Below are 24,706 nucleotides of genomic sequence, written 5' to 3'. Positions count from 1 at the left end.
GTATATTGCTGTGTAAAAAGAAAAATTACAATTAATATTTCTTTATCAGAAAATCTTTTCTTTTCACATCAAATCATTTTCAAAATGGTAATATTCGGTTAATGTAATAGGTACAAGCATTCAAAAAAGGTGGTGTAGAATTGGCTGAAATAGCAAAAATCGATACCCTTCCGTCAGTTGCTGATATTTATTTGTTCCATGAGGGCACCAATTATCGCAGCTATTCTATGCTGGGTGCGCACATTGCCGCTGAAGAAGGCGTTACGGGCGTGCGCTTTACCGTGTGGGCTCCTCATGCGACATATGTAGGACTAGCTGGTGATCATAATGGCTGGGTTGGAATGCTGGACGTGGACTCGTTATATAAGATACCCGATTCAGGATTTTGGAGTCGTTTTTTTCCGGGAAAAGAACCGGGAACTTTTTACAAATACAGGATTGTTGCCAGTGATGGCTCCAGCTTCCTAAAAGCTGATCCATTTGCCTTCAAAGCTGAGGTTCGCCCGGCGACTGCATCCGTGGTTACGGATCTCAGTGGTTATCGTTGGGGAGATGCTGCATGGCGGAGAAAGAGTAAAGTTCCATATCATCAACCGATGAACATTTATGAAATGCATTTTGGAACTTGGCGTCAAAAAGAAGATGGGGAATTTTACAGCTATCAGGATATGAGTGATTTATTAATTCCTTATCTGATGGAAATGGGCTACACCCATGTTGAGTTTATGCCGCTAGCTGAGCATCCATACGATTTATCTTGGGGCTATCAAGGAACTGGGTATTTCGCGGCGACGAGTCGATATGGTGAGCCCCATGAGTTGATGTATTTAATCGATCATCTGCATCAAGCTGGAATAGGTGTGATTCTGGATTGGGTTCCGGCCCACTTTGCAAAAGATGCACACGGTTTAAGGATGTTTGATGGTTCGCCACTATATGAATATGCAGATCCGATGTTAGCGGAAAAACCAGGCTGGGGAACACTTTCGTTTGATTTCAGCAAGCCTGAAATTTCTTCATTCCTCATTTCTAACGCACTCTTTTGGTTTGAGTATTATCATATTGATGGAATGCGTGTTGATGCAGTTACGAGTATGCTTCGTCTCGATTTTGAAAAACAGGCTCATCAATATCGGCGTAATGTGAACGGTGGTTTGGAGAATTTAGAGGCCATCAAATTTATACAGAATCTGAATAAAGCAATATTTCATTATTTTCCAAAGGCATTGATGATGGCGGAAGAATCTAGTGCTTGGCCGGGAGTTACAGCGCCAGTTCATGAAGGTGGCCTCGGCTTTAATTACAAATGGAATATGGGATGGATGAATGACACTTTAGGCTACATAGAACATGATTTCTGGGGGCGACCTAATCATCATAATTTACTAACATTCCCAATATGTTATGCTTATGCCGAAAATTATGCATTGCCGTTATCACATGATGAGGTTGTACATGGCAAGAAGTCGTTATTGGACAAAATGCCTGGTTCTTATGAACAAAAGTTCGCAGGACTTAGGCAACTGCTTGGTTATCAAATATCGCATCCCGGTAAAAAGCTTCTGTTTATGGGCGGGGAATTCGGCCAATTTATCGAGTGGAAGGATCAGGAACAGCTGGATTGGCTACTGCTGGATTATGACAGCCATCGCGGCATGCTCGCCTACACTGCTGCACTTAATAAACTGTATCGCTCGGAGAAAGCACTGTGGGAGCTTGATCATTCCCAAGAGGGTTATCAATGGATTGATGCGGATGACAATGAACAAAGCGTTATTTCATATATGCGTAGAGGTAAGAAGCCTGGAGATACATTGCTATTTATCATCAATTTCCAACCCGTTGAACATCAACATTATCGTATTGGAGTTCCGCGCCCAGGGACTTATGAAGAAGTCTTTAGCTCGGAAACTGTAGAGTATGGAGGTTCAGGTCTGCACAATGTGCCTCAGAAGAGCAATAAGCTGGAATGGCACAATCAGGTGAACAGCATAGAGCTAACATTACCGCCTCTTAGCTTCCTGGTGTTTAAGAAAACGGCAAGATTGGGTAAAAGTAAAGAGGTAAATGAGTTATAGATCAAAGTACGTATAGAGAATCCGTACACTTTAAAGGGGGAAATAATCATGAAAGTTTTATTTGCCGCAGCTGAAGCTCATCCTTTTGTCAAAACGGGTGGTCTGGCCGATGTCATTGGGGCATTACCTAAAGCGCTGAAGGGTGCTGGGGTGGATGTTCGAGTGATTTTACCTAAGTATCGTGGAATTCCAGAAAAGTTCACTTCGAAAATGGAGCATTTAACGGAAGTGTACGTGCCGATTGGCTGGCGCAATCAATACTGCGGGATTGAACGAATTATTTATGACGGTATCCCTGTTTACTTTATCGACAATGAGTATTATTTTGGACGGGATGGAATCTACGGATACATGGACGATGGAGAACGCTTCGCATTCTATAATCGTGCAGTGCTGGAGTGTCTGCCAGCTATTGATTTCCAGCCCGATGTACTGCATTGCCATGATTGGCATGCGGCCGTAATTCCGATGCTGTTACAGGGGCATTATCGACACAATCCATTTTACAGCGAAATGCGAAGTGTATTCACCATACATAACCTGTTATATCAGGGAGTGTTTCCTTATGAAGTACTTGAGGAGCTATTGGGTCTGGATAGCAGTTATTTTGGAGGCGTGGAGTATTACGGTAATGTGAACTTCTTAAAAGGTGGCATTGTTTACAGTGATCGTGTCACCACCGTTAGTCCAACCTACTCGGAAGAAATTCGGACACCTTATTATGGTTACGGGCTCGATGGTTTGTTGAATGCACGAGCGGACATTTTAAGCGGTATTGTGAATGGAATTGATACGAAAAGTTATAATCCTGCGACAGATCCAAGTCTTGCTACCCGTTATCGTTCCAATTTGTCGAAGAAGACTGAGAACAAGTTAGCCTTGCAAGAGGAATTAGGATTACCTGTGGACGCTAATATTCCAATGGTGGCCATGGTTACTCGTCTTGTGGATTCCAAGGGCTTAGATCTGCTTACTCGCGTGTTGGATGAGCTTCTATATACTGATGACATTCAATTTGTTCTGCTTGGAACAGGGGATGAAACCTATGAGCGATGGTTCAGAGAAGCGGCGTGGCGTTATCCAACAAAGTTATCTTCACAAATACTCTTTAATGATGCACTCTCACGCAAAATATATGCCGCCAGCGATATCTTTCTCATGCCTTCTAAGTTTGAACCGTGTGGGATCAGTCAACTTCTCGCTTTACGATACGGTAGCATACCGGTTGTGCGGGAAACCGGTGGCCTGAATGATACTGTTGAAGCTTATAATGAAGAATCCGGTAAAGGAAACGGCTTTACTTTCAATAACTACAATGCCCACGATATGATGTTTACGCTTCGCAGAGCGATCTCATTATACAAGCAGCCTGAACACTGGAAAAAGATTACGAAAAACGCGTTCGCTGGCGACTACAGCTGGAATGTATCCGCTCAGCAGTACATTGATATTTATAACGAAATTACAGAATAAGGGTCATCTGATTCTGTACTAGGTTAATAAGGAGTGTACCTGAAGTATGACTCATACTTTTAGGGTACTCCTTTTTTTATGGAAACTAGGGTCAATTCGCCGCATGATTTGGTTAAGATGGGGAATAGTAAAAATGTATAAAAATATATCAAATGTGAATAAATGTTGTTTAATTTGTTTCTGAATAATGAGCATTTCACTTTGAAACCCATTAAAAGGAAGTTATTGTCACAATTATGCCTTTGCATATTCATGCGTTTTGATTTATAATAAATCGGTCAAAGGGACTACTTAGATTTTTTCATAAGAATAGGGGGAGATATAGAAATGAACAAATGGGGTAAACTTGGTTTAGGGATGATATTAGCGGTAGGTCTGTTGTCAGGCTGCGGTCAAAATAAAAATGATAATGATACCGCTGCAAGTGGAAATGCAACTAACGGTGGGGCTACTAAGAAGCTAACTATGGGAACAAGTGCAGATTTTCCTCCGTACGAATTCCATAAAGTGGTGGATGGTAAAGATACTATCGTAGGTTTCGATATCGACATTGCTAAGGAAATTGCTGCTGATATGGGTGCTGAACTTGTAATTAAGGACTTGCCATTCGATTCACTGCTAAACGAATTGTCCAGCGGGAGAGTAGATATTGTTATTTCTGGACTTAGCCCGACTGAAGAACGTAAAAAAGCAGTTGATCTCTCAGACATTTATTACAAAGCTGAGCAAGCCATTGTTGTGCGCGAAGCTGATAAAGATAAATACGCCACTATGGACGCTGTGAAAGGTACCAAAATAGGTGTACAGTCAGGTTCGATTCAAGAGGATATTGCAAAAGGGATTGAGGGAGCAAAGATCATTTCGCTTGGTAAAATCTCCGAAATCGTTCTACAATTGCAATCCAATCGTGTAGATACTGCTATTATTGAAGGACCTGTGGCTAAATCATTCGTTAAGAATGTACCAGGTCTTGTAATTACAGATGCTAAGCCAGAAGTTGAAGATGATGGTTATACTATTGGTATTAAAAAAGGCAACAAAGAGCTTCTGGATCAAGTAAACAGTACACTGACACGTTTAAACTCAGAAGGTAAAATTGATGAGTACGTGGCGGCAGCTAGTAAACTTGCAGATAGCACGAAGTAAAGGTACAGATTATTTTTATTTTCTGCTAAAATAAATTGTATTGTATACAGAAAATAGCGGAACGTTGCTATTTTCTATTTTTTTGGAGATGGGAGGATAGGTTATGGACATTACTTTATTTAAAATGGCTTATGATTATCGTGATTTTTTCCTGACCGGTTTGCAGTATACCTTGCTGCTTGCCGTTCTGGGTGTTTTCTTTGGTTTTATTCTAGGGATTATTGTTTCCTTGCTGCGTATGTCCAAATGGGGTGTGCTTCGCTTCTTGGCAACAGCCTGGGTAGAGTTCCTTCGTGGCACACCTATGCTTGTACAACTGTATCTGATCCATTATGGATTGGCTACGTTCGGGATTGAGTTTACACCGATTCAGTCGGGGGCAATAACTTTATCCATTAACAGTTCTGCTTACCTTGCAGAGATTTTTCGTGCCGGGATACAGGGTGTCGATCGTGGACAAATGGAGGCAGCCCGTTCGCTTGGAATGAAACAAGGGATGACTATGCGCCATATCATACTCCCTCAGGCACTCAAGAGTGTTCTTCCGGCAATCGGAAATGAATTCATCACCATTATCAAGGAATCATCGATTATTTCTTTTATCGGAGTAACGGATTTGATGTTTCAAGCACGTACAGTTACAACGATTTCATACGATGGTATGACACCACTGGTAATTATCGCATTTATGTACTTTGTTCTGACATTTACGCTATCGAAGATCCTAGGCAGACTGGAAAGGAGGCTGAATACCGATGATCGCCGTTAAGAACTTACGAAAGAACTATGGGAAGCTGGAAATTCTCAAAGGTATCGACTTAGAGATTCATAAGGGAGAGGTCGTTGTTGTGATCGGTCCAAGTGGATCGGGTAAAAGTACCTTTCTGCGCTGTTTGAATCTACTGGAGCAACCAACAGGTGGCGAAATCACTTTTGAAGGTGAATCTATCACCTCCAAGAAGCACGATATCAATGTAACGCGTGAGAAGATGGGGATGGTATTTCAGCAGTTTAACCTTTTCCCTCACAAAACAGTTCTTCAGAACATTACACTAGCACCGATTAAAGTAAGAAAAAAACAACAGGCTGAAGCCGATAAATTCGCAATGGAGTTACTCAGGACTGTAGGACTTGAAGATAAGAAGGATGCTTATCCAGCTCAACTGTCTGGTGGACAGAAGCAGCGGATTGCGATTGCTCGTGCACTAGCGATGCAGCCCCATGTGATGCTCTTTGACGAGCCGACCTCTGCACTTGATCCAGAGATGGTTGGTGAGGTGCTTGAGGTTATGAAGAAGCTAGCCGAAGACGGGATGACGATGGTCATTGTTACCCATGAGATGGGCTTTGCCCGTGAAGTCGGCGACCGTATTCTATTCATGGATGGCGGCGTGATTGTAGAGCAGGGTACACCTGCACAAGTATTCGGGAATCCTCAGCATGTACGTACTCAGGATTTTTTAAGTAAAGTGTTATAAAAAGTTAAGTTGTAGCGGCCCTCTGACAAGTTATCCGAGGGCCGCTTTATTTTTAACAGTAGCGTAATTTGGGGATATATTGGACTGAGTTCATTTATTTATGTTAACCATGTATAATAGATGGTCAATCAACTTGAAAAGGAGTACATACATAATGAGAGATGATCTGCGCCGGATAGGCATTATCGATATTGGTTCTAACTCCATTCGTCTTGTAATCTATGATACAACGCCGGAAGGAGGCTATAAGATCATCAAGGAATGTAAGTACTCCGCACGTCTTAGTGAGAAGATTACGAAGGAAGGTCGACTGGAGCGGAAGGACATGGAGACGATTATTCCAGTCTTGCGTCAGTTTAAGGAGATCTGCAGTGCTTTCGAAGTGCAGACTATTCGTGCAGGTGCTACAGCGGCAATAAGAAACGCAGCTAACTCAAGTGAAATTATTGCCTTTCTGTCAGAAGCCTCTACCATACCTATTGAGGTCATCAGTGGCCATCAGGAAGCTTATTTTGGCTTCTTGGGCGTCATAAACGCATTTAATGTTGAGGATGGTTATGTCATCGATATTGGTGGCGGGAGTACAGAAATAACTCTTTTTTGCGGGCGTCGTTATCAACACAGCATATCCTTCCCGTTTGGGGCGGTGAATACAAATCTTATGTTTGGTCAGGGTGGGAACTGGAACGGCGATCAGATTCACAAACTGGAGACTTTTGTTCTGGGGAGATTGGTAGAGCATGATTGGCTTAATGCAAAAGCAGGACTTCCATTATTTGGTTTGGGAGGGACGGTTCGTTCCTTAGGCAAGCTGGATCAGAAGACTAGAGCATACTCATTACCTAACTCTCATGGTTACACGATGCCGAGTGAGACGATTGAACATTTTATGAACACGTTACCTTCGATGCCTTATGATAAACGTAAAGATTTAGATGGGTTGTCTAAGAGCCGAGCAGATATCATCGTATCCGGTTTGATTATTTTCCATACTGTATATCAGTATATTGGTGCTAGCCAGGCTGTAATCAGCGGGGAAGGGCTCAGGGAAGGCATGCTACATGACCTACTGGAGCCGGAGCAACCGGTACGAGACAGTGCGCTTGAATACAGTTTAAACACGATCATCCGGTTTGATATTCATACCTCTAAACGGTATTTAGATCACATCAACAAGCTAGCTCTCAGTCTGTTTGACGCGTTCAAAGATGAAGAGAATAAAGCTGAACATGAGATGTTAATTTACGTATCCATTATGCTCCATCGAACGGGATCTAACATTAACTATTATCAATCCAAACGACATACCCTGTATTGGCTGATGAATTCACCGATTCGTGGTCTAACACACCGCCAGCTTATCTTATGCGCGATGATTGCCTCGTACAGCACAAAAAGCCGGAAGCAGAAATTGTCCCTGATGCATAAGGACATTTTAATGCCTTCCGACGAAGAGTGGATTCATAAGCTCGGATCTCTTGTACAACTGAGCATTGCACTGGACAGCACCGAGATCGGGATTGTAAGCGGCTTGAAAGCTAACCTGCACGGCAACACACTTCATCTGGACTTAGAGGGCGCTTCAGCACTTCTGATTGGTCTAGAGGACATTGAGAACGCCTTGAAAGCATTTAAGAATGCTTGGGCGGTGAAGGTAAAACTCGGTTTCCCTTCCAACGCGTAACATCCATTGCTGCGAACTGGCTCCGGAAAGGGGCCTTTTTGTCGTCTGGTTGCTCGTAATATCCATTAGGCTGTAAGAAGCTGGCTTTAACATTATCTTTAAGGGATAGTTCAAGAATCTTAACGATCTGTTTACGAATATTGCTGTCTCTAACTGGACACATCAGCTCGATCCGTCGGGTTAGGTTTCTAGTCATCCAGTCTGCACTGGATAAATACACCTCAGGTTTTCCGCCATTTTCAAAATAGTATATTCTTGAATGCTCCAAAAAGCGGTCTACAATACTGCGAACAGTAATGTTTTCGCTTAAGCCTTCAATCCCCGGACGAAGACAACAAACCCCCCGAACGATTAAATCGATGGATACACCGGCTTGTGCGGCACCATATAAATCGTCAATTACTTGTTGATTAGATAGAGAGTTCATCTTGGCAATGATACGTGCAGGTCTGCCAGCAGCGGCATGTTCCGCTTCACGTTTCATCAGCCTTTGTAAAGAAAGGCTCATGTCCGTTGGAGCTACAATGAAGGAGTTCCAGTCAAAATCAGCGGAATAACCAGTCATTTGATTAAATAGCTCAGAAGCATCGAGTCCGATATCGCTTTGAGCGGTAAATAGACTGAGATCTGTGTAGACTTTGGCTGTACTGTCATTGTAGTTTCCTGTGCCTACATGCACATAGCGACGTAATTCATGACCTTCTTGACGGACGATCAAGGTAACTTTAGCATGTGTTTTGAGTCCAACAAGACCATAAACGACATGACATCCAGATTTTTCAAGTTGTCGGGCCCAAGCGATGTTACGTTCCTCATCAAATCGTGCTTTTAACTCTACAACGACTGTAACCTGTTTACCGGACTCAGCAGCATTAGCGAGTGCGGTGATCAGAGGAGAGTTTCCGCTAACTCGGTATAAAGTCATCTTAATGGCCATCACATGTTCGTCCTCAGAGGCTTGAATAATGAAGTCCGTCATCGCATCAAAGGATTCGTAAGGGTGGTAGACTAGGACGTCCCGTTCACGCAATACCTCAAAGAAATCCTCGTTTTCTTCAAATTCAGCAGGGTAGACGGGCTCAATGCTTGGATAGTTTAAGTATCCAAAGCCTTTTATACTGCCGGAAAAATTACGAAGGAAACCTAGATCCAGTGGACCTTCAATTTCAAATACGAAGTCTTCCAGTTCAAACTCAGCTTGGAGCTGTTCCAAAGCATACGGATGGATTCCTTTTTGTACTTCAAGCCTTGCTGGAACTCCGCGACGACGCTTGCGCAGCTCTTTTTCAATCTCTTCTAGAAGATCCTCGGCACCTTCCTCGTCGATCGTGAGATCAGAGTTGCGAGTCAAACGAAATTCACTAACGGCAACGGGTTCGTAACCACTAAATAAAGTTTGAATGTGATGACGGATGACATCCTCGATAAATACAAACTGCCGTTTCTTGCTGTTAGATCGGTGTGGAAGAGGAATACATCTTGGCAGATTAGATGGAATTTGTAGAATAGCAAAATAAGGCTCTTCTTCATGACCATTCTTACGAGTAAGAACTACTGCCAAATAGATAAATTGGCTATGAACGAGTGGAAACGGTCGACTCTGATCTACAGCCATTGGCGTAAGTACAGGATAGATAATATCCCGGTAATATTGTTCTATGGACTGCTCTTGTGCATGAGTGAGATCCTCATAATCCACAAAAACGATACCTTCTTTATGCAAACTCCGTGAAATATCACGGAAAATTCGGTATTGGTCGGCAACAATTTTGGTAACTCGTTTGATGAGGCGTTTATATAGCCCGGAGGGGGTGTAGCCAGTAAAATCTTTTTTTGTATAGCCTGCCCGGATCTGATCTTGAATTCCTGCTACTCGAACGCTTATAAATTCATCAAGATTGCTTGAGACGATAGCCAGAAATCTTGCTCGTTCCATTAGCGGATTATCAGGGTCTTGCGCTTCTTTAAGCACGCGTCGGTTAAACTCGATCCAGCTCAAATCCCTATTGAGGTAAGCAGTGGCTGGACTGCTTTGGTTGTTTTTATGCTCTTCTGTATTCATGGGACCTCCAAATATGATTCGTTGTCTAATCTATTTATCATATTCTATCATTCTACTATTGGATAAAGTATGAAATGTTAACTCTATGTAAAATCTTCGGGAATTTTATATGATAATTTTTTGAAAAGGTACATATGTGTTGTGAGTTGGTTTACATAATAAAAATTATGTTGACAACCATCCGCAAAAATGACAATATTGAAACTTGATATTTCATAATGGTAACAATTACATAAGCATTGGTTACAAAATTGTGATATATTAAGTCCTGTCAGTTTTACAAAAGACTGCAACACATCAAGACATCACACAAGATGTACATAAGTACTTAAAATGTACACGAGCGTATACGGAAGTCATACTGTTTACGCTCATCTAATGAGGAGGCAATTATGAAGAACAAATTCAGAACAATTAAAGCCCTTGCTGCAGTTATGGGAATCAGTGCATTACTGCATGCCGTTCCAGCTCATGCGGACAGTGTTCATATCGCTAAGGAAGGCAATACTTTTTATACTTTATCCAAGCAATACAATGTAGGTGTGAATGAATTAATGAAAGCTAATCCAAACGTTGCAGCATTGAACATTTACGAAGGTCTCGAAATTACAATACCTAGTAAAATGCAGGCTGAGTCCGTACCTGCGCCAGACAAATCAACAGTGATTACGCCAAGTCTAAATGTAAACCCAGATACTAAAACAGTTGAAGCATGGGGTAAGTCCTTCAATTATGACAAAACGATTCAAGTAAAAGCTTCAGCGTATTCTTCCGCAAGCAGTGAGAACGGAGGATGGGGCGCAGTCGATTATCTCGGTAATCCTCTCAAGCTTGGGACTATTGCTGTTGATCCAAATGTGATTCCTATCGGTACCAAAGTATTGGTCACGGGTCATTCACACGATGGATTGCCAAAAGAAGCTTTTTTAGCTACGGCAACAGATGTGGGCGGTGCGATTAAGGGTAATCGTATCGACATCTTTATTCCTGGTAGCCAAAGCTTTGTAGCGTCTTTTGGTTATCAATATGTACAATTATACATTGTTAAGTAGGTAGATAATAATAGAGAGAATTATAAAGATAACTTAGAGTTATGGAAAGTTCTCAGATAAGATTAAACAAGAAACGGAGGGAGTCCTAAGCGGCTGCCTCCGTTTTTTAACGTATCAGAAAATATATATTTGGGGCCCCCACAAAGTACTTGAGTACACATCGAAGCAAAGCTCCACTTTGTGGGGATATTTTATTTACTTTTGGAGACCTGTAGTAATTGAGGAACGGTAACGAAAGTATAGCCCCGTTTTCGCATAATTGTTATTACTTCAGGTAAGGCTTCAATCGATCCTTGAAGATGACTACCTGGACCGCCTCCACCGTGTTGAAGAATAATAGCTCCTTTTCCAACATGGGCTAGAATGTTATTTCTAACTTGGTTTTTGGAAAGTCCTTTCCAGTCCAAAGAGTCCACATTCCAATTCACGAGCGTGTAGCCATTATTTTTTGCCCATTTTAGCTGCTGTTCACTGATGTCCCCATAGGGTGGGCGAATTAGACGGGGTTTATATCCGGCCAAGGTTTGTATAATATTTTCGGTCTTAATGATTTGTGTTCTAAAATCGTTCATCTGCAGCTTCACAAACTGAGGGTGGTTATACGAGTGATTTCCAATCGCATGTCCTTCTCTAATCATCCTTCTCACCATAGCTGGATGTTTCTTTGCTCGATTTCCCACCACAAAGAAGGTTGCTTTGACATTATATTTCTTAAGGATGTTAAGCAATTGGGGTGTAAATCTTGGGTCAGGAACATCATCGAAAGTAAGGGCGATGACTTTATTCCGAGGCCCACTAGTCTTAAATGTCTCCGGATATTTGTGTAATAACTGACTTAACGTCAGACCTTTAGTGGTCTTATGGTTGTTAAGCGTCGAACTATTTGTAGCAGAGCTACCTGCTGAAATCGCCTTATCTTCGTCTGAAGCGGGTACACTTTGTGTATGATTCTGTGGAGTCTTCTGACTCTGAACAGGGGCTGACACAACCTCTGAAGAATAGGTTGGGAATAGCATAAGTATGATTGTTCCTAATATTACGAGCAGTTTCTTACCTCTCCGTTGAAAATGCATCCCCATCTGCCTCCTTTACTACCTGAACATCGCCATATTCTTAATTGTTATCTCCATAGATGGGTGAATTTATGCTACTTATCGAAGAGGTTGAGTTAAGATTTCTTGAAGGAACCAATGCGTGTATACTAATAGAACGGGAGATTCCCGAGCCAATTATAGATTCGGAAGGATGGAGACAATGATGTCTGATTTGTTTGCACCGTATGAGTTGAAGGGGTTATCGTTGAAGAATCGTATTGTTATGCCGCCTATGTGCCAGTATTCGGTGGATAAAGAGGATGGCATCCCTAATGATTGGCATTATGTTCATTATGTAAGCCGTGCTATTGGAGGTACAGGATTTATCATCGTGGAAATGACGGGTGTTCATCCAGACGGTAGAATCACCAATCGAGATACAGGAATCTGGAGTGACACGCAAATTGCAGCTTATCGTAGGATCACGGATGGTGTACATGCTTATGGGTCAAAAATCGCTATTCAATTAGGACACGCTGGACGTAAAGCAGTGGATGCTGAACCACCAGTGGCTCCATCTGCAATTCCTTTTGATGCTAATTCCAAAACGCCACAGGCTCTTTCAAAGGAAGGGATTTCTGAGATGATTGAAGCCTTCCGTGAAGGTGCGCGCAGAGCTGTGGAGGCAGGATTTGATACGGTCGAAATTCATGGTGCACACGGTTATTTAATTCACCAGTTTCATTCACCACTGACAAATGTCAGAGAAGATGAATATGGACAAGATCCTGCGCTTTTTGGAGAACAAGTAGTTAAAGCAGTCCGAGAAGTTGTTCCTGTGGACATGCCATTAATCATGAGAATATCTGCGAAGGAATATGTAGAGGGTGGATATGATGCTGCTTACGCCCTGGATATTTGCAGACGATATAAGAATGCTGGAGTGGATATGCTCCATGTTTCTTCCGGTGGGGAAGGTCCCATAGGTTCAAATGGGGGGCCTAACGCAGGACCTGCCTATCAAGTAGATCTGGCAGAGTATATCCGTAGTGGATTACACGTGCCTGTAATTGCAGTGGGGCGGCTTGAATCCTATACTGAGGCACAGTCCATCGTCGCTGAAGAACGTGCGGAACTGGTAGCCGTTGGCCGCGGGATGTTAAGCGATCCATATTGGGCTTTACATGCGGAAGAAGCGCTTGGAGGCGTAATTAACGTACCTAAACCTTATGAACGTGGGATCTGGAAAAGAGGATAATCAGCATTCAGTGTGAAGTTTGTCACAGATTTTATACTCCTTCTAAGGCAATCTTAATAAAGATAAAATTTGAAGGAGCTTGATAACGTGGGGATGGTTTTAAGTAACGATCGGCTAACAGACGGAGTGTACCACCTTAAGGTTGAAACGAATAGTGGCGGTAAAATGGGTCAATTCTACATGTTACGGGCATGGGGCGCATATCCCATTCTTTCCAGACCGTTAAGTATACATGAAGTAAACGAAGATAGTATTGAATTTCTATATCATGTTGTTGGAGAAGGTACTGAGATATTCTCACGCTTGACTTCAGGTGATTCGGTGGAGCTCGAGGGACCTTTTGGTACGGGATTTCCACAGGTCGAAGGGAAGGTTGCACTAATCGGCGGTGGAATAGGAATTGCGCCTCTTTATTATTGTGCGAAACAGCTTCCTGGATGTGATATCTATTTAGGCTTTAGCCGAGAAGCTTACCGGACAGAAGCTTTCCGTCCATTCGCCAATGAGCTTACAGTAGATGTGGGCGGATTTATTTTGGATCGTGTGGATTTTAGTCAGTATGATCATGTTTTTGTCTGCGGTCCGCATCCTATGCTTAAAGCTGCACAGCTTAAAGGTATAGCCGCTGAAGAGGCAGGCAGCAGAACAAAAGTTTACCTATCTTTGGAGAACCGAATGGCTTGCGGTATTGGAGCCTGTCTTGTCTGCAGTGTGTCCTGTCGTGATGGTCAACGAAAGGCTTGTGCAGACGGACCTGTGTTTCTTGCTGAGGAGGTGATTTTCCATGACTAAGATGAGTACAACTATTGCAGGCGTTCATTTTAAGAATCCGATTATTATGGCATCTGGAACATTTGGCTTTGGTCGTGAATATGGAAAGCTGTATGATGTGTCTTTGCTAGGTGGAATCTCAGGTAAAGGGCTCACCCTCCATCCAAAAGCAGGTAATCCTGGCACTCGTGTATACGAGACAGCCTCTGGAATGCTGAATAGTGTAGGACTGGAGAATCCAGGTGTAGGCGCGTTCTTAGAAAAAGAATGCCCTTATTGGGAAACGCTCGATACCGCTCGTTTGGTGAATCTTGGGGGCGGCACTCTTGAGGATTACGTACTTGGAGCAGAGATGATCCAGCGTGATGCAGATCTCCGTTCAAGCTTAGGGAAGACAGCTGTAGATATGATTGAATTGAATATTTCCTGTCCTAATGTAAAAGAAGGCGGAATCGCATTTGGGATCAAGACCTCTGAAGCTCAAAAAGTAGTACAGGCCGTTAGACGTGCCACCAAGCTGCCACTTGCAGTAAAACTGTCTCCAGGCGCGGAGAATATCGTTGAAATGGCGCAAATGTGTCAGGAAGAGGGAGCAGACGCAGTCTCGCTAATTAACACCATTTCCGGAATGAAGATTGATGTACGCCGTAGAAGTAGTGTATTTAATAACTTGTATGCCGGACTGTCCGGACCTGCGATAAAGCCAGTCGCTCTGCGCATGGTGCATCAAGTTGCCCAGAACATATCTATTCCTGTGATCGGAATGGGTGGCATCACCACAGCCACTGATATTATTGAATTTATTATGGCAGGAGCTGCGGTTATCCAAGTGGGAACTTACAATTTCATGAATTTACGAGCAGGTAGTCAGCTTGTTGAAGAGCTTGAGCAATTCATGGTTCAAGAGAACATCCAATCACTGGATGAAATACGTGGCATTATATAAAGTGGAGTAGTGAGGAGATACTATTGGCTTCTAATAAGATCAACCCTGATGATATTGAACTGACGGCGACGGCTGTTGGCCGCGATCTCTTGCTCTTGATTAGCGGAGGTGTTCGTCATATCGGAGCGGCAAGTACCGCTTATCTAAATGGAGATCAGGTTGAGGTGTTGACCTCTGCTGTTCCACATCATAAAGAGCATATGATAAGCGAGTCTATTGCGGTCAGGGTAGCTGAGGCGCTGAACAGGACAGTCACAGTTGTTATGGGGATTCACTACGACGATCTCTCGAAAGAAGGCATTATGGAAGTCGTGGAGATTGTGAATAATAAAGTAAATCAACATTTAGCGCAACAAATTTGAAACGGTATTGGCAATTCTGCGTAAAAGATATCAAGTAAGCATTTAAATTATCTTTTGGAGGAATGAAACCATGTCTATATTTAAAAGATTGCGCGATTTAACAATGTCTAACGTAAATGCGATTATTGACAAAGCAGAAGACCCGATTAAGATGACGGACCAGTACATTCGTGATATGACCGAAGATTTGGAAGATGCAGAAAAAGCTGTAGCGGCTCAAATCGCTATTGAGAAGAAGTTCAAGCAGCTTTATGAAGAGCAGGAGGCGCTTGTTAACAAACGTACTCAACAGGCACATGCTGCAGCTCAAGCTGGTAATGTTGACCTTGCTCGCCGTGCTCTGGAAGAGAAGAAGGCTGCTGAAGCTAAACTGATAGAATACAAAACTAGCTTCGACCAGAACAAGGCATCTGCGGATAATCTTCGTGGCAAGCTTGACGAGATGCGCAAGCAGCTCACTCAAATGAAGAACAAACGCGAAACATTGGTTGCTCGTTATAATGCTGCCAAAGCTCAAACTGAGATTAACAAAGCAATGAGTGGTTTCAGCTCCGATTCCGCATCAGCTGGTCTGAAACGTATGGAAGATAAAATGCTGCAAGCAGAAGCTCAAGCTGAAGCTAGCAATGAGATGAGCTCGAGCAACAAATCACTTGATGATGAGTTCGAGAAGCTGAATAAAGATCAAGCAGTGGAAGATGAACTGGCTGCTCTGATGAAACAATACGAGAAGCAATAACATTTGATCTTAGCCGATTCACGGCTGATGTTCACAGGCGAAGGGGAGACAGGAATATCGTTTCCTCTTCGCTTTATCTATGCTTATGACAGGCATGCAAAATGAATAAGCGGGGGCTATAGAATGGATCTCCATATCCTGGTGTCCATGGTCGTGTGGACGGTGAGCGGCGCGGTGTTACTGTTTGTGCTGATGTTCGTAGATTCACTTTTCACGCGATACAATGATTTAGAAGAGTTAAAGGCTGGAAATATGGCAGTTACTACACGTTTTGTAATGAAGCTATTGGCACAAGCATTTATTTTATCGTCATCGATAGCTGCTTCTAACAGCCTGCTAGATGCTTTGCTGATCTCGATAGTATCATTTTTTCTTTTGCTTATTTTGGAAAGAACGGTCCGTCTTCTATTGGCTAAATGGGGGAATCTGGATCTGGATCATGGTACACAGCTTGGCAAAATCGGGTATGGCTTACTATCAGGTTCGCTGCAAATTACGGGAGCATTAATTATTTCTGCATTTATGTAGGAGGAACGATCAAGTTGAGTATATGGAAACGTATAGGTAATCTATTCTCCAAGCCAGTGGCTCAGGAAGTTCAGAAAAGTATGCTTAATTTGTCTCCCGGAGACATCTGTGAAGTATCGCTTGTTACCTATGAGGTAACCGGCAGGACTCATAATCGTGGACGAAATGCAGTAGTTCTGACACTAAGAGATGGAAGTCAGATTGCTTATTTGCATATTGAGGAGCGGGAACAACTACAATACGGATTGTATAAACCCATTGATGGGCGCTTAGATAATCCTGCTGAAGTTCCAACAACACTTGAACTGGACGGCTATACTTTTTTTCTAGAGGAAGAATATGAGGGATTTGTTGCTGTCGCAGGTCAAACCCCTTTTATGAATGGCGGAGAGCAACATGTGTGGCAATATCAGTCAGATGATTCTCGACTTCTGCGTGTGGAATGGCAACATGGACGGTTCATGCTTTATGAAGGTGAGAAAGTAATTCCTGGTGATGTGAAGGTAATTAGAGCATCCTAGAATTGAAACGGAGGGAGATGTGATCTAGATGATCGCATCTTTTTTTTGCAACTATAAAAAAGCAGACTCGTATACTGGATTAACAAGAATAATGGGAGGGGAAAGCAATGGATAAACAGAGCAAGCTGAAATCAGTAAAGGATTTTGCCGAAAATATGATAAGAGGTGCCACCTAGGGTTCTATATTTGATCCAGATATGACTGAAGAGAAAGTAAATGCAACACCTGTATATACCGGCAGAGAAGTAATCAATCAATACACAGGAAAAGAAAAATTGAATGAAGTTGAAATGGAAGAACTGAAACGAGCTACTAAGTATACACGCATGATTAAATATCTCTTTTCAGTTTATACAACGAATCATTTATTCGTAGAAAAGGCTACCGTCCTTTTATAAAGGACGGTAGCCTTTTGTGTGTATGATTACACTTCCTGAAGGCTCATGTTAAAATATTATCTATTACTTAAAAAAATGACGTTTTAGAGCGGAGGCTTTTATGAAGGATAATAAATTTCAGCGCAAAGCGCTTCAAGTTAAAGCTGCACAGGCCAAAATTATCGAATATGCTCATCCGCTAGAATCCCAGCAGGTACCATTAAATGAGTGCTGTGGACGTTATTTAGCTGAAGAAGTGATAGCGCCACACCCTTTTCCCACGTTTAATCGTTCTGGTATGGATGGATATGCGATTATCGCAGCGGATACCAATAAATGTGTAAATGGACAAGTCGTTTGGTTAGAAATTGTGGACAATATTCCATGTGGCGCTGTGCCATCGGTAGATATAACTTCAGGAACAGCAGCAAGGATAATGACTGGAGCACAGGTGCCGTCAGAGGCCGATACTGTAGTTATGTTGGAGGTAACAGAGACACGTGAGGTGGAAGGAAAGACCTACGTTGGAATCCGAAAGAAGCAGGAAGCTAATCTTAATATCACACCGATGGGGCTGGAGTTAAGCCAAGGTGAGCTGGTGCTGCCAGCGGGAGGTTTAATCTCTATGGGGGATATAGCTGTACTAGCAGCGTTTGGCATACATACAGTGAAAGTCTATCGTCAGCCTAAGGTAGCTATCTTTGCGACAGGAACAGAGCTATTAGAGGTGCATGAACCGTTACAGCCTGGCAAAATTCGAAACAGCAACTCACCTATGCTTGAAGCCTTAGTCAAAGAGGCAGGTGGGGAGCCGGTGATGCTGGGAGCTATTGTTGACGATCTGGAGCTGGCTCGAAGTAAAGTACAGATGGCGCTCGAAACTTATGATTTTGTGATTACAACTGGTGGTGTGTCTGTAGGAGATTATGATATCATGGGCGATTTAGTACGTGAACAGAGTGGAGATATGCTATTTAATAAAGTGACGATGCGTCCGGGGAGCGTAACTACTGCTGCTGTTAGAGGCGGTAAGCTACTGTTAGCCTTATCAGGTAATCCAGGGGCTTGTTTTGTTGGGTTTCAATTGTTCGCACGCCCTGTTATTAGATTAATGCAGAGCGCGTCACAGCCATTCTTACCAGAATGGAGCGCAACTCTTGGGGCAGATTATAACAAAGTGAATAACTTTACCCGCTTTGTTCGGGCTCGATTAGAGATCCGGGATGGTAGTCTTTATGCAGTTCCAGCATCTATCGATGAATCCTCCGTGATGGTCACGATCAAGGATAGCGATTGTCTGATTGTTGTCCCACCAGAGGAACGAGGCTTATCTGCGGGGGCTAAAGTGACTATTATCAAGCTGCCTGGAGAAATACGTGTATAAAGGAGAACCAGACATGATGCGCGGTAGAAGGAACACTTCGTTAAGATCATCAAGCCTATGCCGCACACATCATGGAATTAATCGTCAGAAGGGTCGAAATCCAGATTTAGACGATCAACTACCAGCGGTTTGCCAATTTTTTGGCTATAAAAACAGCGGAAAAACCACGTTGATCTGTCATCTTATTCCGCTGCTTCAGCAGAATGGGTTCACAGTAGCCGTAATTAAGCACGATGCACATGGCTTTGAGATCGATCAACCTGGGACGGATACTTAGTGACAGCGCGAAGCAGGGACATCAGGAATCGCTATCACAAGCCCTACACAGACTGCACGAATAGAAGAGAGGGGTAGCGGATTAGCAGAGCTTATAACCTCTTTTTCAGCGTATGATTACATTTTGATTGAGGGGTTAAAGAATGAAGCCTATCCTAAGATCGTGCTGATCCATGAGGAAGACGACTTACAACTGTTAGATAAGTTGAGCAATGTTATTGCTAACGCGTTTTGGCAGCCCATGATGAACAAGGTGTCGATGCAAGCAGTGGAGCGAAATGAACTTTTTGAAATTAACAATAGGATGGAAATAGCTAATTATCTAATGCGCCAACGAGATTTTTTACAACATTTCATCATATGAAAAATTCACAATAGAAAAGCCAATAATCAAACTTTAATGCTAATCTGATCAGTCTTTCTAAACCATGTAAAAAGAGAGTCAGCCACATCTTTTCCATAAAATTGGAAGGGTAGTAGCCGGCTCTTTGAAAAGAAATTAACTATCCAAACGGCGTTCAATCGCCTCGGACATCGTTTTGTCAGTGAGATGAGCATAGATTTCGGTTGTTTCTGTGGAAGCGTGCCCGAGCTGTTCTTTAGTCTTGTAAATATCGTTTTGCAGATAATAGTCTGTTGCAAAAGAGTGACGAAGCTTATGTACCGTTAGATAGGGCTTACCAAAGCGCTTTGCGTATTTAATAATCATTTCTTGAATGGCTCTTTTGGTCATGCGCTTACCTTCTTGTCGTCCGTTGGGCAAAGCGATAAACAATGCTTTTTCCTTTTTTGGCGTTTTATAACGGGTTTGACGTAGGCTCAAATATAGAGCTAGATCATCTTTAGCTTGTTCTCGAAAATAAACAGGGGTTTTGAATGTTTCGTCATTGTTCCCTTTTCGGGTGACATAGATAAGTTTGTTGTTAACATCCAGATCATCCACGTTCAGATTGACTACTTCGGATACACGCAGGCCAGAATTCAGAATTAAGCTAGCAATACAGGCATCGCGCTCGCGATTTAATTGAAAGGAATAATAGGCTTGCTTATTACCTTCAACATCTCGTCCATATCCTTCATAAATGTAACCCACGAATTCCAGCAGTTCCTCATCTTCTAAAATCTTGCCCTTTAATTTAGCAGCAGTATCCTTAGGCTTATGAGTTCGTTTAACTTCAACCTTGGCCATAATATTTCGTTTAAGCAAAGGGTAGAAATTCTCGTCCTCAGCGATTTGACTTAAATAATGAAATAAGGAGCGTAAAGCGGACAGTTTACGGGACACAGTTACACGTGTATTTGTTCCCTCAGCCCGGGTAGTAAGATGTAGGCGGTATCCAACAATACTGTCCATATGCAGGGTTTCTAATTCAAGCAGCGTGATCTCTGTGTTAGAGCTGGCCTGAGAGAGACCTTCAGCACGCAGCCAACCAAAAAAGGATTCATAATCCCGGATATACTCCAGTAGGGTGGACGGGGATAGATCAGGTCGCTTATAGTCAATAAACTGCTGAACGAACCAAGGCATGAGAGGTAGCTTTAGATCCAGTTTTTTACGGTCATCGTTCTTTTGAACGCTCATGTGATTCACCTTTTCCATAGTTTGCATATAATTTCTTCCTTCTATCTTATCATGTTTTGTCTTCCTATGGGCTTTGATCAAAGCTAATTACAAGAGATGAACTTGCTCCTGTAGTAACTAAGTTATATGATGTGAAGTAAACATAAATAGCAGAGGTGCACCTAATGGAACTTGTAATGGAGCTGGTTCCCAAAGAGCGGAAACAGACAATAAGTAAACTAATGCAGTACTATTTATATGATTTCACTCGTTATCTGGAGCTTGATGTAGACCAGGATGGAGTATATCCAGCCTATCCGGGATTAGAATCTTATTGGAGTAGTGGCAACAATAAATTTGCGTATTTGTTTAAAGTGGACGGGCATATCGCTGGATTTGCTTTGGTGGAACGGTTGTTTCGTAATTCCGAGGGGCAATTTTACATGACTGAGTTTTTTGTTATGCAAAAATACCGCCGAAGCGGTGTAGGTACATGGGCTGCGCATAAATTGTTTGAGATGTACCCTGGTGACTGGAAGGTTTCACAAGTTCGTGCAAATACGCCCGCACGAAATTTCTGGCATAAAGTAATTGGGGAGTACACAAATGGAGAATTTCAAGAGCGCTTTAATCCGCAACAAGGAAACCCAAGTCAATACTTCAACACATTAAATATTAATAGGGTGAATAATTGACCTAAAATAAAATTGAAAAGGAAACCATGAAATTGTGGTCATAATAATTAAATGATTATCTTAAGGTTCAAGAGATAAGTACATATATTGTTTACATAATCTATAATATGTAAACCAATAACCCAACAGCCCCAACGGGACTGTTGGGTTATTTTTGTTCATTATACCCAATCAGAGTGGGGGATTTAGCATATCTTATGATGTATTCAATTACAAAGGAGGAGTTAAAATGGGCGATTTTGCAGGAGGTTTTACTTCAACAGGAGCTATTCTGGTTTTGTTTATCCTGTTGGTTATCATCACTAAAACTCTTTGTCTGTAATCCTTTAACTTCAAGAATAAGGGTTCCGTCAGTCTATATGGACTGGCGGATTTTTATGTCTGGATATGACATTAAAAGTTGGGTTAATTGCATGTGACTTACTATATAGAAATTAAAGTTATATCAAATATATATTTAACAGTGTTCAATGATTGAACGATGTTCAAAACATAAGGAGACGTCAAGATGACTAAAGAACAACGGCAAACGCGTGAGCGTGAAGATATGAAGAAAATGATATTACAGGCCGCGGCTTTGTTGATTGCGAAAGACGGTATTGAGAAGCTTTCTATCCGCAAAATTGCAGAGAGAATCGAGTATTCTCCAGGAATTATTTATCATTATTTTCAGGGAAAAGATGAAATTGTAGTGAGATATTTGCAACAAAAATATACAGATATGGTTGCCGGGCTTCAGTCCGTACAACGTAAGGTAGAGCATGAACTGCCAGCAGAGACGCTTTTGAGACAATCGCTTGAGCAAATGATCAGGATGACCCTTTCAACAGGTGTAGAGTACCGTAATGTAATGCTGAACGATACACCAGCTGTCCTTAATTACACAGCTGTTCTATTCAAAGGAGCTGCTCAGGAACGTAAAGCGATTGGTATGCTCTGCCAATGTCTATCTAGGTTTGAATCGAAAGCACTCCGTGAGGAATCTTCGATAGAGCTCACTGCTCAGGTAATATGGAGCGCTGCGTTCGGATTAATCATGCGTTTGATTGTGGAAAAGGATCTGCCTGAAGAACAGGTCGAAGCACTGATTTCTTGTTATCTGGATGCAATGGTTGCAATAGCAACCAGGTGAAATCTAATAAATCTTATAAAGTAGGAGCGATTAGAATGAAGACTATTATTATATATACCTCTAAATATGGATGTACGGAGAAAGCTGCGTATTTATTGAAGAATCAGTTGGGTGAAGAGACTGAAGTAGTTAATTTGATGCTTGCCAAAGAGCCGACACTAGAACGTTATAATACTGTCATTTTAGGTGGATCTATTTATTATGGGAAAATACAAAAACAAATGACTGAGTTTGCTACAAAATATCAAAATGAACTAGGTAAAAAGCGCATAGGATTGTTTATTTGTGCAGGAGCGAAGGGTGAGCAAGCCACACAGGAATTGAAATCTTCATTTCCAGAAGAGCTGTATAACCAATCAATTACAAAAGAAGTGTTCGGAGATGAGATTTATGAAAAGAAGTTATCTTTGCTAGATCGATTGGTTCTGCGAATGGTAAAAGGGAAGAATAAGAGTGTAAATGGATTATCCGAAGAGACGATAGAGCGTTTTGCATTTGCGATGAAGAAATGGTAAAAGAGTGTGGAAAATCGAATTTAACGATATAGTTAACATAATTATAAATATGTTAACTATATCGTGGTCATCTAAAAGCAGTCATTCATAATATCGATGAGTGGTTACTTATAAAAGAATTGATTTTATCTCTAAAAATTCCGCGTTTGTCGTAAATAAAATGTAATTAGTAATTTTTGTTCGGATTAATAATCGATTAGTTGCTCCATAAGGTATCCCTATCCGAATCGCAGTCTTATCGCTACCAGCATAAGTAGGATCAAACGCTACCTCCACAATATCAGCAAAGGGTACCACCACTTTTGTGAATTGCCACCGTTTAACTAGTTTATTCTCTGATTTATCTACCTTAATTCCAAGCATGAAACCCCTCCAGTACCCTAGTGAAATAACAGCTTTTTTTGAACAAGGACTAAGGATAGCTTATCACAAAGGGCTAATTCAATTATTAATTATACTATTTCATCATATGAAAAATTCACAATAGATAAAGTCAAAATCCAATCTCACCCTGGTCACTATACTTCATTTCTGAAAATCCAGCTCACCCAACAAACCAAACCCATGAAAAAGGATATAACACCACCTCATCCATTTATACAAGCTTTTTTCCTATCTTAATAGCTAGTTCTATTGCTTGTAAGGCATGATCTAACTCGATTATTGACGAAGTACTATCCTCTAAGCATTGGAGTACATGCTCAATACTCTTTTCATAGGGATTAACTGGATCTAATAAAAGTTCATGTTTACCTGAAGAGGTATATTCAATGAATGATCTTTCCACAGATCCTTTCATATCGTCACTTTCTTGATAGACAAGTTTTCCTTGTTCAAAATAAGCTTCATAACCTACTGAAAAAGGATAAGCAGCCGGCATTTGTGAGGACACAACGATCTCTACGGATACATTAGGTTGTTGGAAAACCGCACGTACTAACGCTTGTTCATTTTTACCACCATCGGTTCCCCAAACCGAGTGAGGTTCCGTTGACCCCAGCACCCAGGTCACAAAATCCAATTCGTGAATCATCAGATTTGTAGCAATGGAGTGTAGTCCGAGGTCACCCCACAAGGGAGGTGTTTCTCTTTTTAAGGTGAGGGATAAAAGCTTCCCGTATTTCTCATTATGAGTCGTTTCGTATAGATATTTGTACGCAGGATCGAATTTGATGAACTGGTTAACGAGGATTCGAGAGTCATATAGTTGTTCTACTTCCTTCAACGCTAGGGCATCTTCGATGTTATAACAAACGGGTGTTTCACAAAATACATGTTTTCCATTCTTAAGCGCATTAACAGCATAGTGTCTATGTAAATTAGAGGGCAAACAGATGTCAATCACATCGATGGCGGAATCAAGCATAATATCTTCAATATTTGTAGTAATCTCAACGCCTAACGTTTGTTTTAGCTTCTGCAGCTTAGCTTCATTCCTACCAAAGATAATCACTTTGTCTACTCGCTCCATTTTCGTCAATAACTCAGCATGATAAGCTCCGAACCCTGTTCCTAATATGCCTACATTCATGTGTATCAGCTCCTTTTATGTAATGAACTAATTATAATCTTCTATTATTGACAACAGCTTGGCAAGAATTATGATGTATACTTTAAAAAAAGAAATACAGGAG

The 24,706-nt window shown here is 41.8% G+C and carries 24 protein-coding genes and 2 pseudogenes; 21 read left to right on the top strand and 5 right to left on the bottom strand.

Annotated elements, in window-relative coordinates:
* Positions 1–140: 140 nt before the first annotated feature.
* From glgB to MHH52_RS15470, 6 genes and pseudogenes are all read left to right on the top strand, one after another.
* On the top strand, positions 141–2,078 hold the full coding sequence (gene glgB, locus MHH52_RS15495; RefSeq protein ID WP_340003477.1) for a 1,4-alpha-glucan branching protein GlgB: 1,938 nt from the start codon (positions 141–143) through the stop codon (positions 2,076–2,078).
* A 48-nt stretch (positions 2,079–2,126) separates the two neighbouring features.
* The gene (gene glgA / locus MHH52_RS15490) at positions 2,127–3,551 is read left to right on the top strand and encodes a glycogen synthase GlgA (RefSeq protein ID WP_340003476.1); all 1,425 of its coding nucleotides are present in this window, start codon (positions 2,127–2,129) and stop codon (positions 3,549–3,551) included.
* A 327-nt stretch (positions 3,552–3,878) separates the two neighbouring features.
* On the top strand, positions 3,879–4,697 hold the full coding sequence (locus tag MHH52_RS15485) for a transporter substrate-binding domain-containing protein (RefSeq protein ID WP_340003475.1): 819 nt from the start codon (positions 3,879–3,881) through the stop codon (positions 4,695–4,697).
* Between the two features lie 136 nt (positions 4,698–4,833).
* Positions 4,834–5,466, top strand: a pseudogene (locus tag MHH52_RS15480) (amino acid ABC transporter permease); the annotation flags it as partial.
* Positions 5,453–6,175 (top strand): amino acid ABC transporter ATP-binding protein, encoded by a 723-nt coding sequence (locus MHH52_RS15475; RefSeq protein ID WP_340003473.1) that lies wholly within the window; start codon positions 5,453–5,455, stop codon positions 6,173–6,175. The pseudogene MHH52_RS15480 and the gene MHH52_RS15475, both read left to right, overlap by 14 nt.
* 154 nt (positions 6,176–6,329) lie before the next feature.
* Complete coding sequence (locus tag MHH52_RS15470) at positions 6,330–7,859, top strand: Ppx/GppA phosphatase family protein (RefSeq protein ID WP_340003471.1); 1,530 nt, start codon at positions 6,330–6,332, stop codon at positions 7,857–7,859.
* On the opposite strand, the gene ppk1 is transcribed toward MHH52_RS15470, so the two are convergent.
* Entirely contained in the window at positions 7,807–9,921 is a 2,115-nt protein-coding gene (gene ppk1 / locus MHH52_RS15465) for a polyphosphate kinase 1 (protein ID WP_340003469.1), read from the bottom strand. The two genes, MHH52_RS15470 and ppk1, sit on opposite strands and share 53 nt — an antisense overlap.
* Before the next feature lie 392 nt (positions 9,922–10,313).
* Here ppk1 and MHH52_RS15460 point away from each other — a divergent pair, with 392 nt between their 5' ends.
* Positions 10,314–10,973, top strand: coding sequence for a 3D domain-containing protein (locus MHH52_RS15460; RefSeq protein WP_313639894.1), 660 nt, complete (start codon positions 10,314–10,316; stop codon positions 10,971–10,973).
* A gap of 191 nt (positions 10,974–11,164) precedes the next feature.
* Here the strand turns inward: MHH52_RS15460 and MHH52_RS15455 are convergent, their stop codons facing one another.
* Entirely contained in the window at positions 11,165–12,046 is an 882-nt protein-coding gene (locus MHH52_RS15455) for a polysaccharide deacetylase family protein (RefSeq protein ID WP_340003468.1), read from the bottom strand.
* 184 nt (positions 12,047–12,230) lie between these two features.
* Here MHH52_RS15455 and MHH52_RS15450 point away from each other — a divergent pair, with 184 nt between their 5' ends.
* From MHH52_RS15450 to mobB, 10 genes and pseudogenes are all read left to right on the top strand, one after another.
* Positions 12,231–13,265, top strand: coding sequence for an NADH:flavin oxidoreductase/NADH oxidase (locus MHH52_RS15450; RefSeq protein WP_340009674.1), 1,035 nt, complete (start codon positions 12,231–12,233; stop codon positions 13,263–13,265).
* Positions 13,266–13,352: 87 nt separating this feature from the next.
* Entirely contained in the window at positions 13,353–14,057 is a 705-nt protein-coding gene (locus tag MHH52_RS15445) for a dihydroorotate dehydrogenase electron transfer subunit (RefSeq protein WP_340003467.1), read from the top strand.
* The gene (locus tag MHH52_RS15440) at positions 14,050–14,982 is read left to right on the top strand and encodes a dihydroorotate dehydrogenase (protein WP_340003466.1); all 933 of its coding nucleotides are present in this window, start codon (positions 14,050–14,052) and stop codon (positions 14,980–14,982) included. The genes MHH52_RS15445 and MHH52_RS15440 overlap by 8 nt, the downstream gene beginning before the upstream one ends.
* Before the next feature lie 23 nt (positions 14,983–15,005).
* Entirely contained in the window at positions 15,006–15,344 is a 339-nt protein-coding gene (locus MHH52_RS15435; RefSeq protein ID WP_340003465.1) for a hypothetical protein, read from the top strand.
* Between the two features lie 70 nt (positions 15,345–15,414).
* A complete protein-coding gene (locus MHH52_RS15430; RefSeq protein WP_340003464.1) occupies positions 15,415–16,083 on the top strand; it encodes a PspA/IM30 family protein in 669 nt (222 codons plus the stop codon).
* A gap of 123 nt (positions 16,084–16,206) precedes the next feature.
* Positions 16,207–16,611, top strand: a complete 405-nt coding sequence (locus MHH52_RS15425) for a DUF350 domain-containing protein (RefSeq protein ID WP_313639888.1) — start codon at positions 16,207–16,209, stop codon at positions 16,609–16,611.
* 14 nt (positions 16,612–16,625) lie between these two features.
* Positions 16,626–17,132 carry a DUF4178 domain-containing protein gene (locus tag MHH52_RS15420; RefSeq protein WP_313639887.1) on the top strand — a complete coding sequence of 169 codons (507 nt, stop codon included), beginning with the start codon at positions 16,626–16,628 and terminating at the stop codon, positions 17,130–17,132.
* A gap of 197 nt (positions 17,133–17,329) precedes the next feature.
* Positions 17,330–17,530, top strand: coding sequence for a hypothetical protein (locus MHH52_RS15415; protein ID WP_340003463.1), 201 nt, complete (start codon positions 17,330–17,332; stop codon positions 17,528–17,530).
* Positions 17,531–17,630: 100 nt separating this feature from the next.
* Positions 17,631–18,893, top strand: a complete 1,263-nt coding sequence (gene glp, locus MHH52_RS15410) for a gephyrin-like molybdotransferase Glp (protein WP_340003462.1) — start codon at positions 17,631–17,633, stop codon at positions 18,891–18,893.
* A 13-nt stretch (positions 18,894–18,906) separates the two neighbouring features.
* Positions 18,907–19,533, top strand: a pseudogene (gene mobB / locus MHH52_RS15405) (molybdopterin-guanine dinucleotide biosynthesis protein B).
* A gap of 135 nt (positions 19,534–19,668) precedes the next feature.
* Here the strand turns inward: mobB and xerS are convergent.
* Complete coding sequence (xerS, locus tag MHH52_RS15400; protein WP_313641264.1) at positions 19,669–20,751, bottom strand: tyrosine recombinase XerS; 1,083 nt, start codon at positions 20,749–20,751, stop codon at positions 19,669–19,671.
* Positions 20,752–20,915: 164 nt separating this feature from the next.
* Here xerS and MHH52_RS15395 point away from each other — a divergent pair, with 164 nt between their 5' ends.
* The 4 genes from MHH52_RS15395 to MHH52_RS15380 all read left to right on the top strand — a co-directional run bounded on the left by MHH52_RS15395 (position 20,916) and on the right by MHH52_RS15380 (position 23,072).
* Positions 20,916–21,425, top strand: a complete 510-nt coding sequence (locus tag MHH52_RS15395) for a GNAT family N-acetyltransferase (RefSeq protein ID WP_340003461.1) — start codon at positions 20,916–20,918, stop codon at positions 21,423–21,425.
* Positions 21,426–21,654: 229 nt separating this feature from the next.
* Positions 21,655–21,747 carry a sporulation protein YjcZ gene (locus MHH52_RS15390; RefSeq protein WP_340003460.1) on the top strand — a complete coding sequence of 31 codons (93 nt, stop codon included), beginning with the start codon at positions 21,655–21,657 and terminating at the stop codon, positions 21,745–21,747.
* Between the two features lie 186 nt (positions 21,748–21,933).
* Positions 21,934–22,557 carry a helix-turn-helix domain-containing protein gene (locus tag MHH52_RS15385; protein ID WP_340003459.1) on the top strand — a complete coding sequence of 208 codons (624 nt, stop codon included), beginning with the start codon at positions 21,934–21,936 and terminating at the stop codon, positions 22,555–22,557.
* A 35-nt stretch (positions 22,558–22,592) separates the two neighbouring features.
* Positions 22,593–23,072: a flavodoxin domain-containing protein gene (locus MHH52_RS15380; RefSeq protein ID WP_340003458.1), complete on the top strand. Its 480-nt coding sequence runs from the start codon at positions 22,593–22,595 to the stop codon at positions 23,070–23,072.
* A 108-nt stretch (positions 23,073–23,180) separates the two neighbouring features.
* Here MHH52_RS15380 and MHH52_RS15375 read toward each other — a convergent pair whose 3' ends face one another.
* Both MHH52_RS15375 and MHH52_RS15370 read right to left on the bottom strand, forming a co-directional pair.
* Positions 23,181–23,435, bottom strand: coding sequence for a hypothetical protein (locus tag MHH52_RS15375; protein ID WP_340003457.1), 255 nt, complete (start codon positions 23,433–23,435; stop codon positions 23,181–23,183).
* 232 nt (positions 23,436–23,667) lie between these two features.
* Positions 23,668–24,603, bottom strand: coding sequence for a Gfo/Idh/MocA family oxidoreductase (locus tag MHH52_RS15370; protein ID WP_313641246.1), 936 nt, complete (start codon positions 24,601–24,603; stop codon positions 23,668–23,670).
* Positions 24,604–24,706 lie beyond the last annotated feature (103 nt).

The sequence above is a fragment of the Paenibacillus sp. FSL K6-0276 genome (assembly GCF_037977235.1).
GTDB lineage: Bacteria > Bacillota > Bacilli > Paenibacillales > Paenibacillaceae > Paenibacillus_AQ.
The sequence above is the reverse complement of the archived record's forward strand: the minus strand, read 5'-3'. Positions and strand labels throughout refer to the sequence as shown.

Bases quoted from the DNA above. Each gene is read 5' to 3' on its own strand.
- MHH52_RS15475 (WP_340003473.1), top strand. From the start codon at position 5,453: ATGATCGCCGTTAAGAACTTACGAAAGAACTATGGGAAGCTGGAAATT.
- glp (WP_340003462.1), top strand. From the start codon at position 17,631: ATGAAGGATAATAAATTTCAGCGCAAAGCGCTTCAAGTTAAAGCTGCA.
- MHH52_RS15470 (WP_340003471.1), top strand. From the start codon at position 6,330: ATGAGAGATGATCTGCGCCGGATAGGCATTATCGATATTGGTTCTAAC.
- MHH52_RS15380 (WP_340003458.1), top strand. From the start codon at position 22,593: ATGAAGACTATTATTATATATACCTCTAAATATGGATGTACGGAGAAA.
- MHH52_RS15415 (WP_340003463.1), top strand. From the start codon at position 17,330: ATGACTGAAGAGAAAGTAAATGCAACACCTGTATATACCGGCAGAGAA.
- MHH52_RS15370 (WP_313641246.1), bottom strand. From the start codon at position 24,603: ATGAATGTAGGCATATTAGGAACAGGGTTCGGAGCTTATCATGCTGAG.
- MHH52_RS15455 (WP_340003468.1), bottom strand. From the start codon at position 12,046: ATGCATTTTCAACGGAGAGGTAAGAAACTGCTCGTAATATTAGGAACA.
- MHH52_RS15385 (WP_340003459.1), top strand. From the start codon at position 21,934: ATGACTAAAGAACAACGGCAAACGCGTGAGCGTGAAGATATGAAGAAA.
- MHH52_RS15425 (WP_313639888.1), top strand. From the start codon at position 16,207: ATGGATCTCCATATCCTGGTGTCCATGGTCGTGTGGACGGTGAGCGGC.
- MHH52_RS15375 (WP_340003457.1), bottom strand. From the start codon at position 23,435: ATGCTTGGAATTAAGGTAGATAAATCAGAGAATAAACTAGTTAAACGG.
- ppk1 (WP_340003469.1), bottom strand. From the start codon at position 9,921: ATGAATACAGAAGAGCATAAAAACAACCAAAGCAGTCCAGCCACTGCT.
- xerS (WP_313641264.1), bottom strand. From the start codon at position 20,751: ATGAGCGTTCAAAAGAACGATGACCGTAAAAAACTGGATCTAAAGCTA.
- MHH52_RS15430 (WP_340003464.1), top strand. From the start codon at position 15,415: ATGTCTATATTTAAAAGATTGCGCGATTTAACAATGTCTAACGTAAAT.
- MHH52_RS15450 (WP_340009674.1), top strand. From the start codon at position 12,231: ATGTCTGATTTGTTTGCACCGTATGAGTTGAAGGGGTTATCGTTGAAG.
- MHH52_RS15395 (WP_340003461.1), top strand. From the start codon at position 20,916: ATGGAACTTGTAATGGAGCTGGTTCCCAAAGAGCGGAAACAGACAATA.
- glgA (WP_340003476.1), top strand. From the start codon at position 2,127: ATGAAAGTTTTATTTGCCGCAGCTGAAGCTCATCCTTTTGTCAAAACG.
- MHH52_RS15460 (WP_313639894.1), top strand. From the start codon at position 10,314: ATGAAGAACAAATTCAGAACAATTAAAGCCCTTGCTGCAGTTATGGGA.
- MHH52_RS15440 (WP_340003466.1), top strand. From the start codon at position 14,050: ATGACTAAGATGAGTACAACTATTGCAGGCGTTCATTTTAAGAATCCG.
- MHH52_RS15390 (WP_340003460.1), top strand. From the start codon at position 21,655: ATGGGCGATTTTGCAGGAGGTTTTACTTCAACAGGAGCTATTCTGGTT.
- MHH52_RS15485 (WP_340003475.1), top strand. From the start codon at position 3,879: ATGAACAAATGGGGTAAACTTGGTTTAGGGATGATATTAGCGGTAGGT.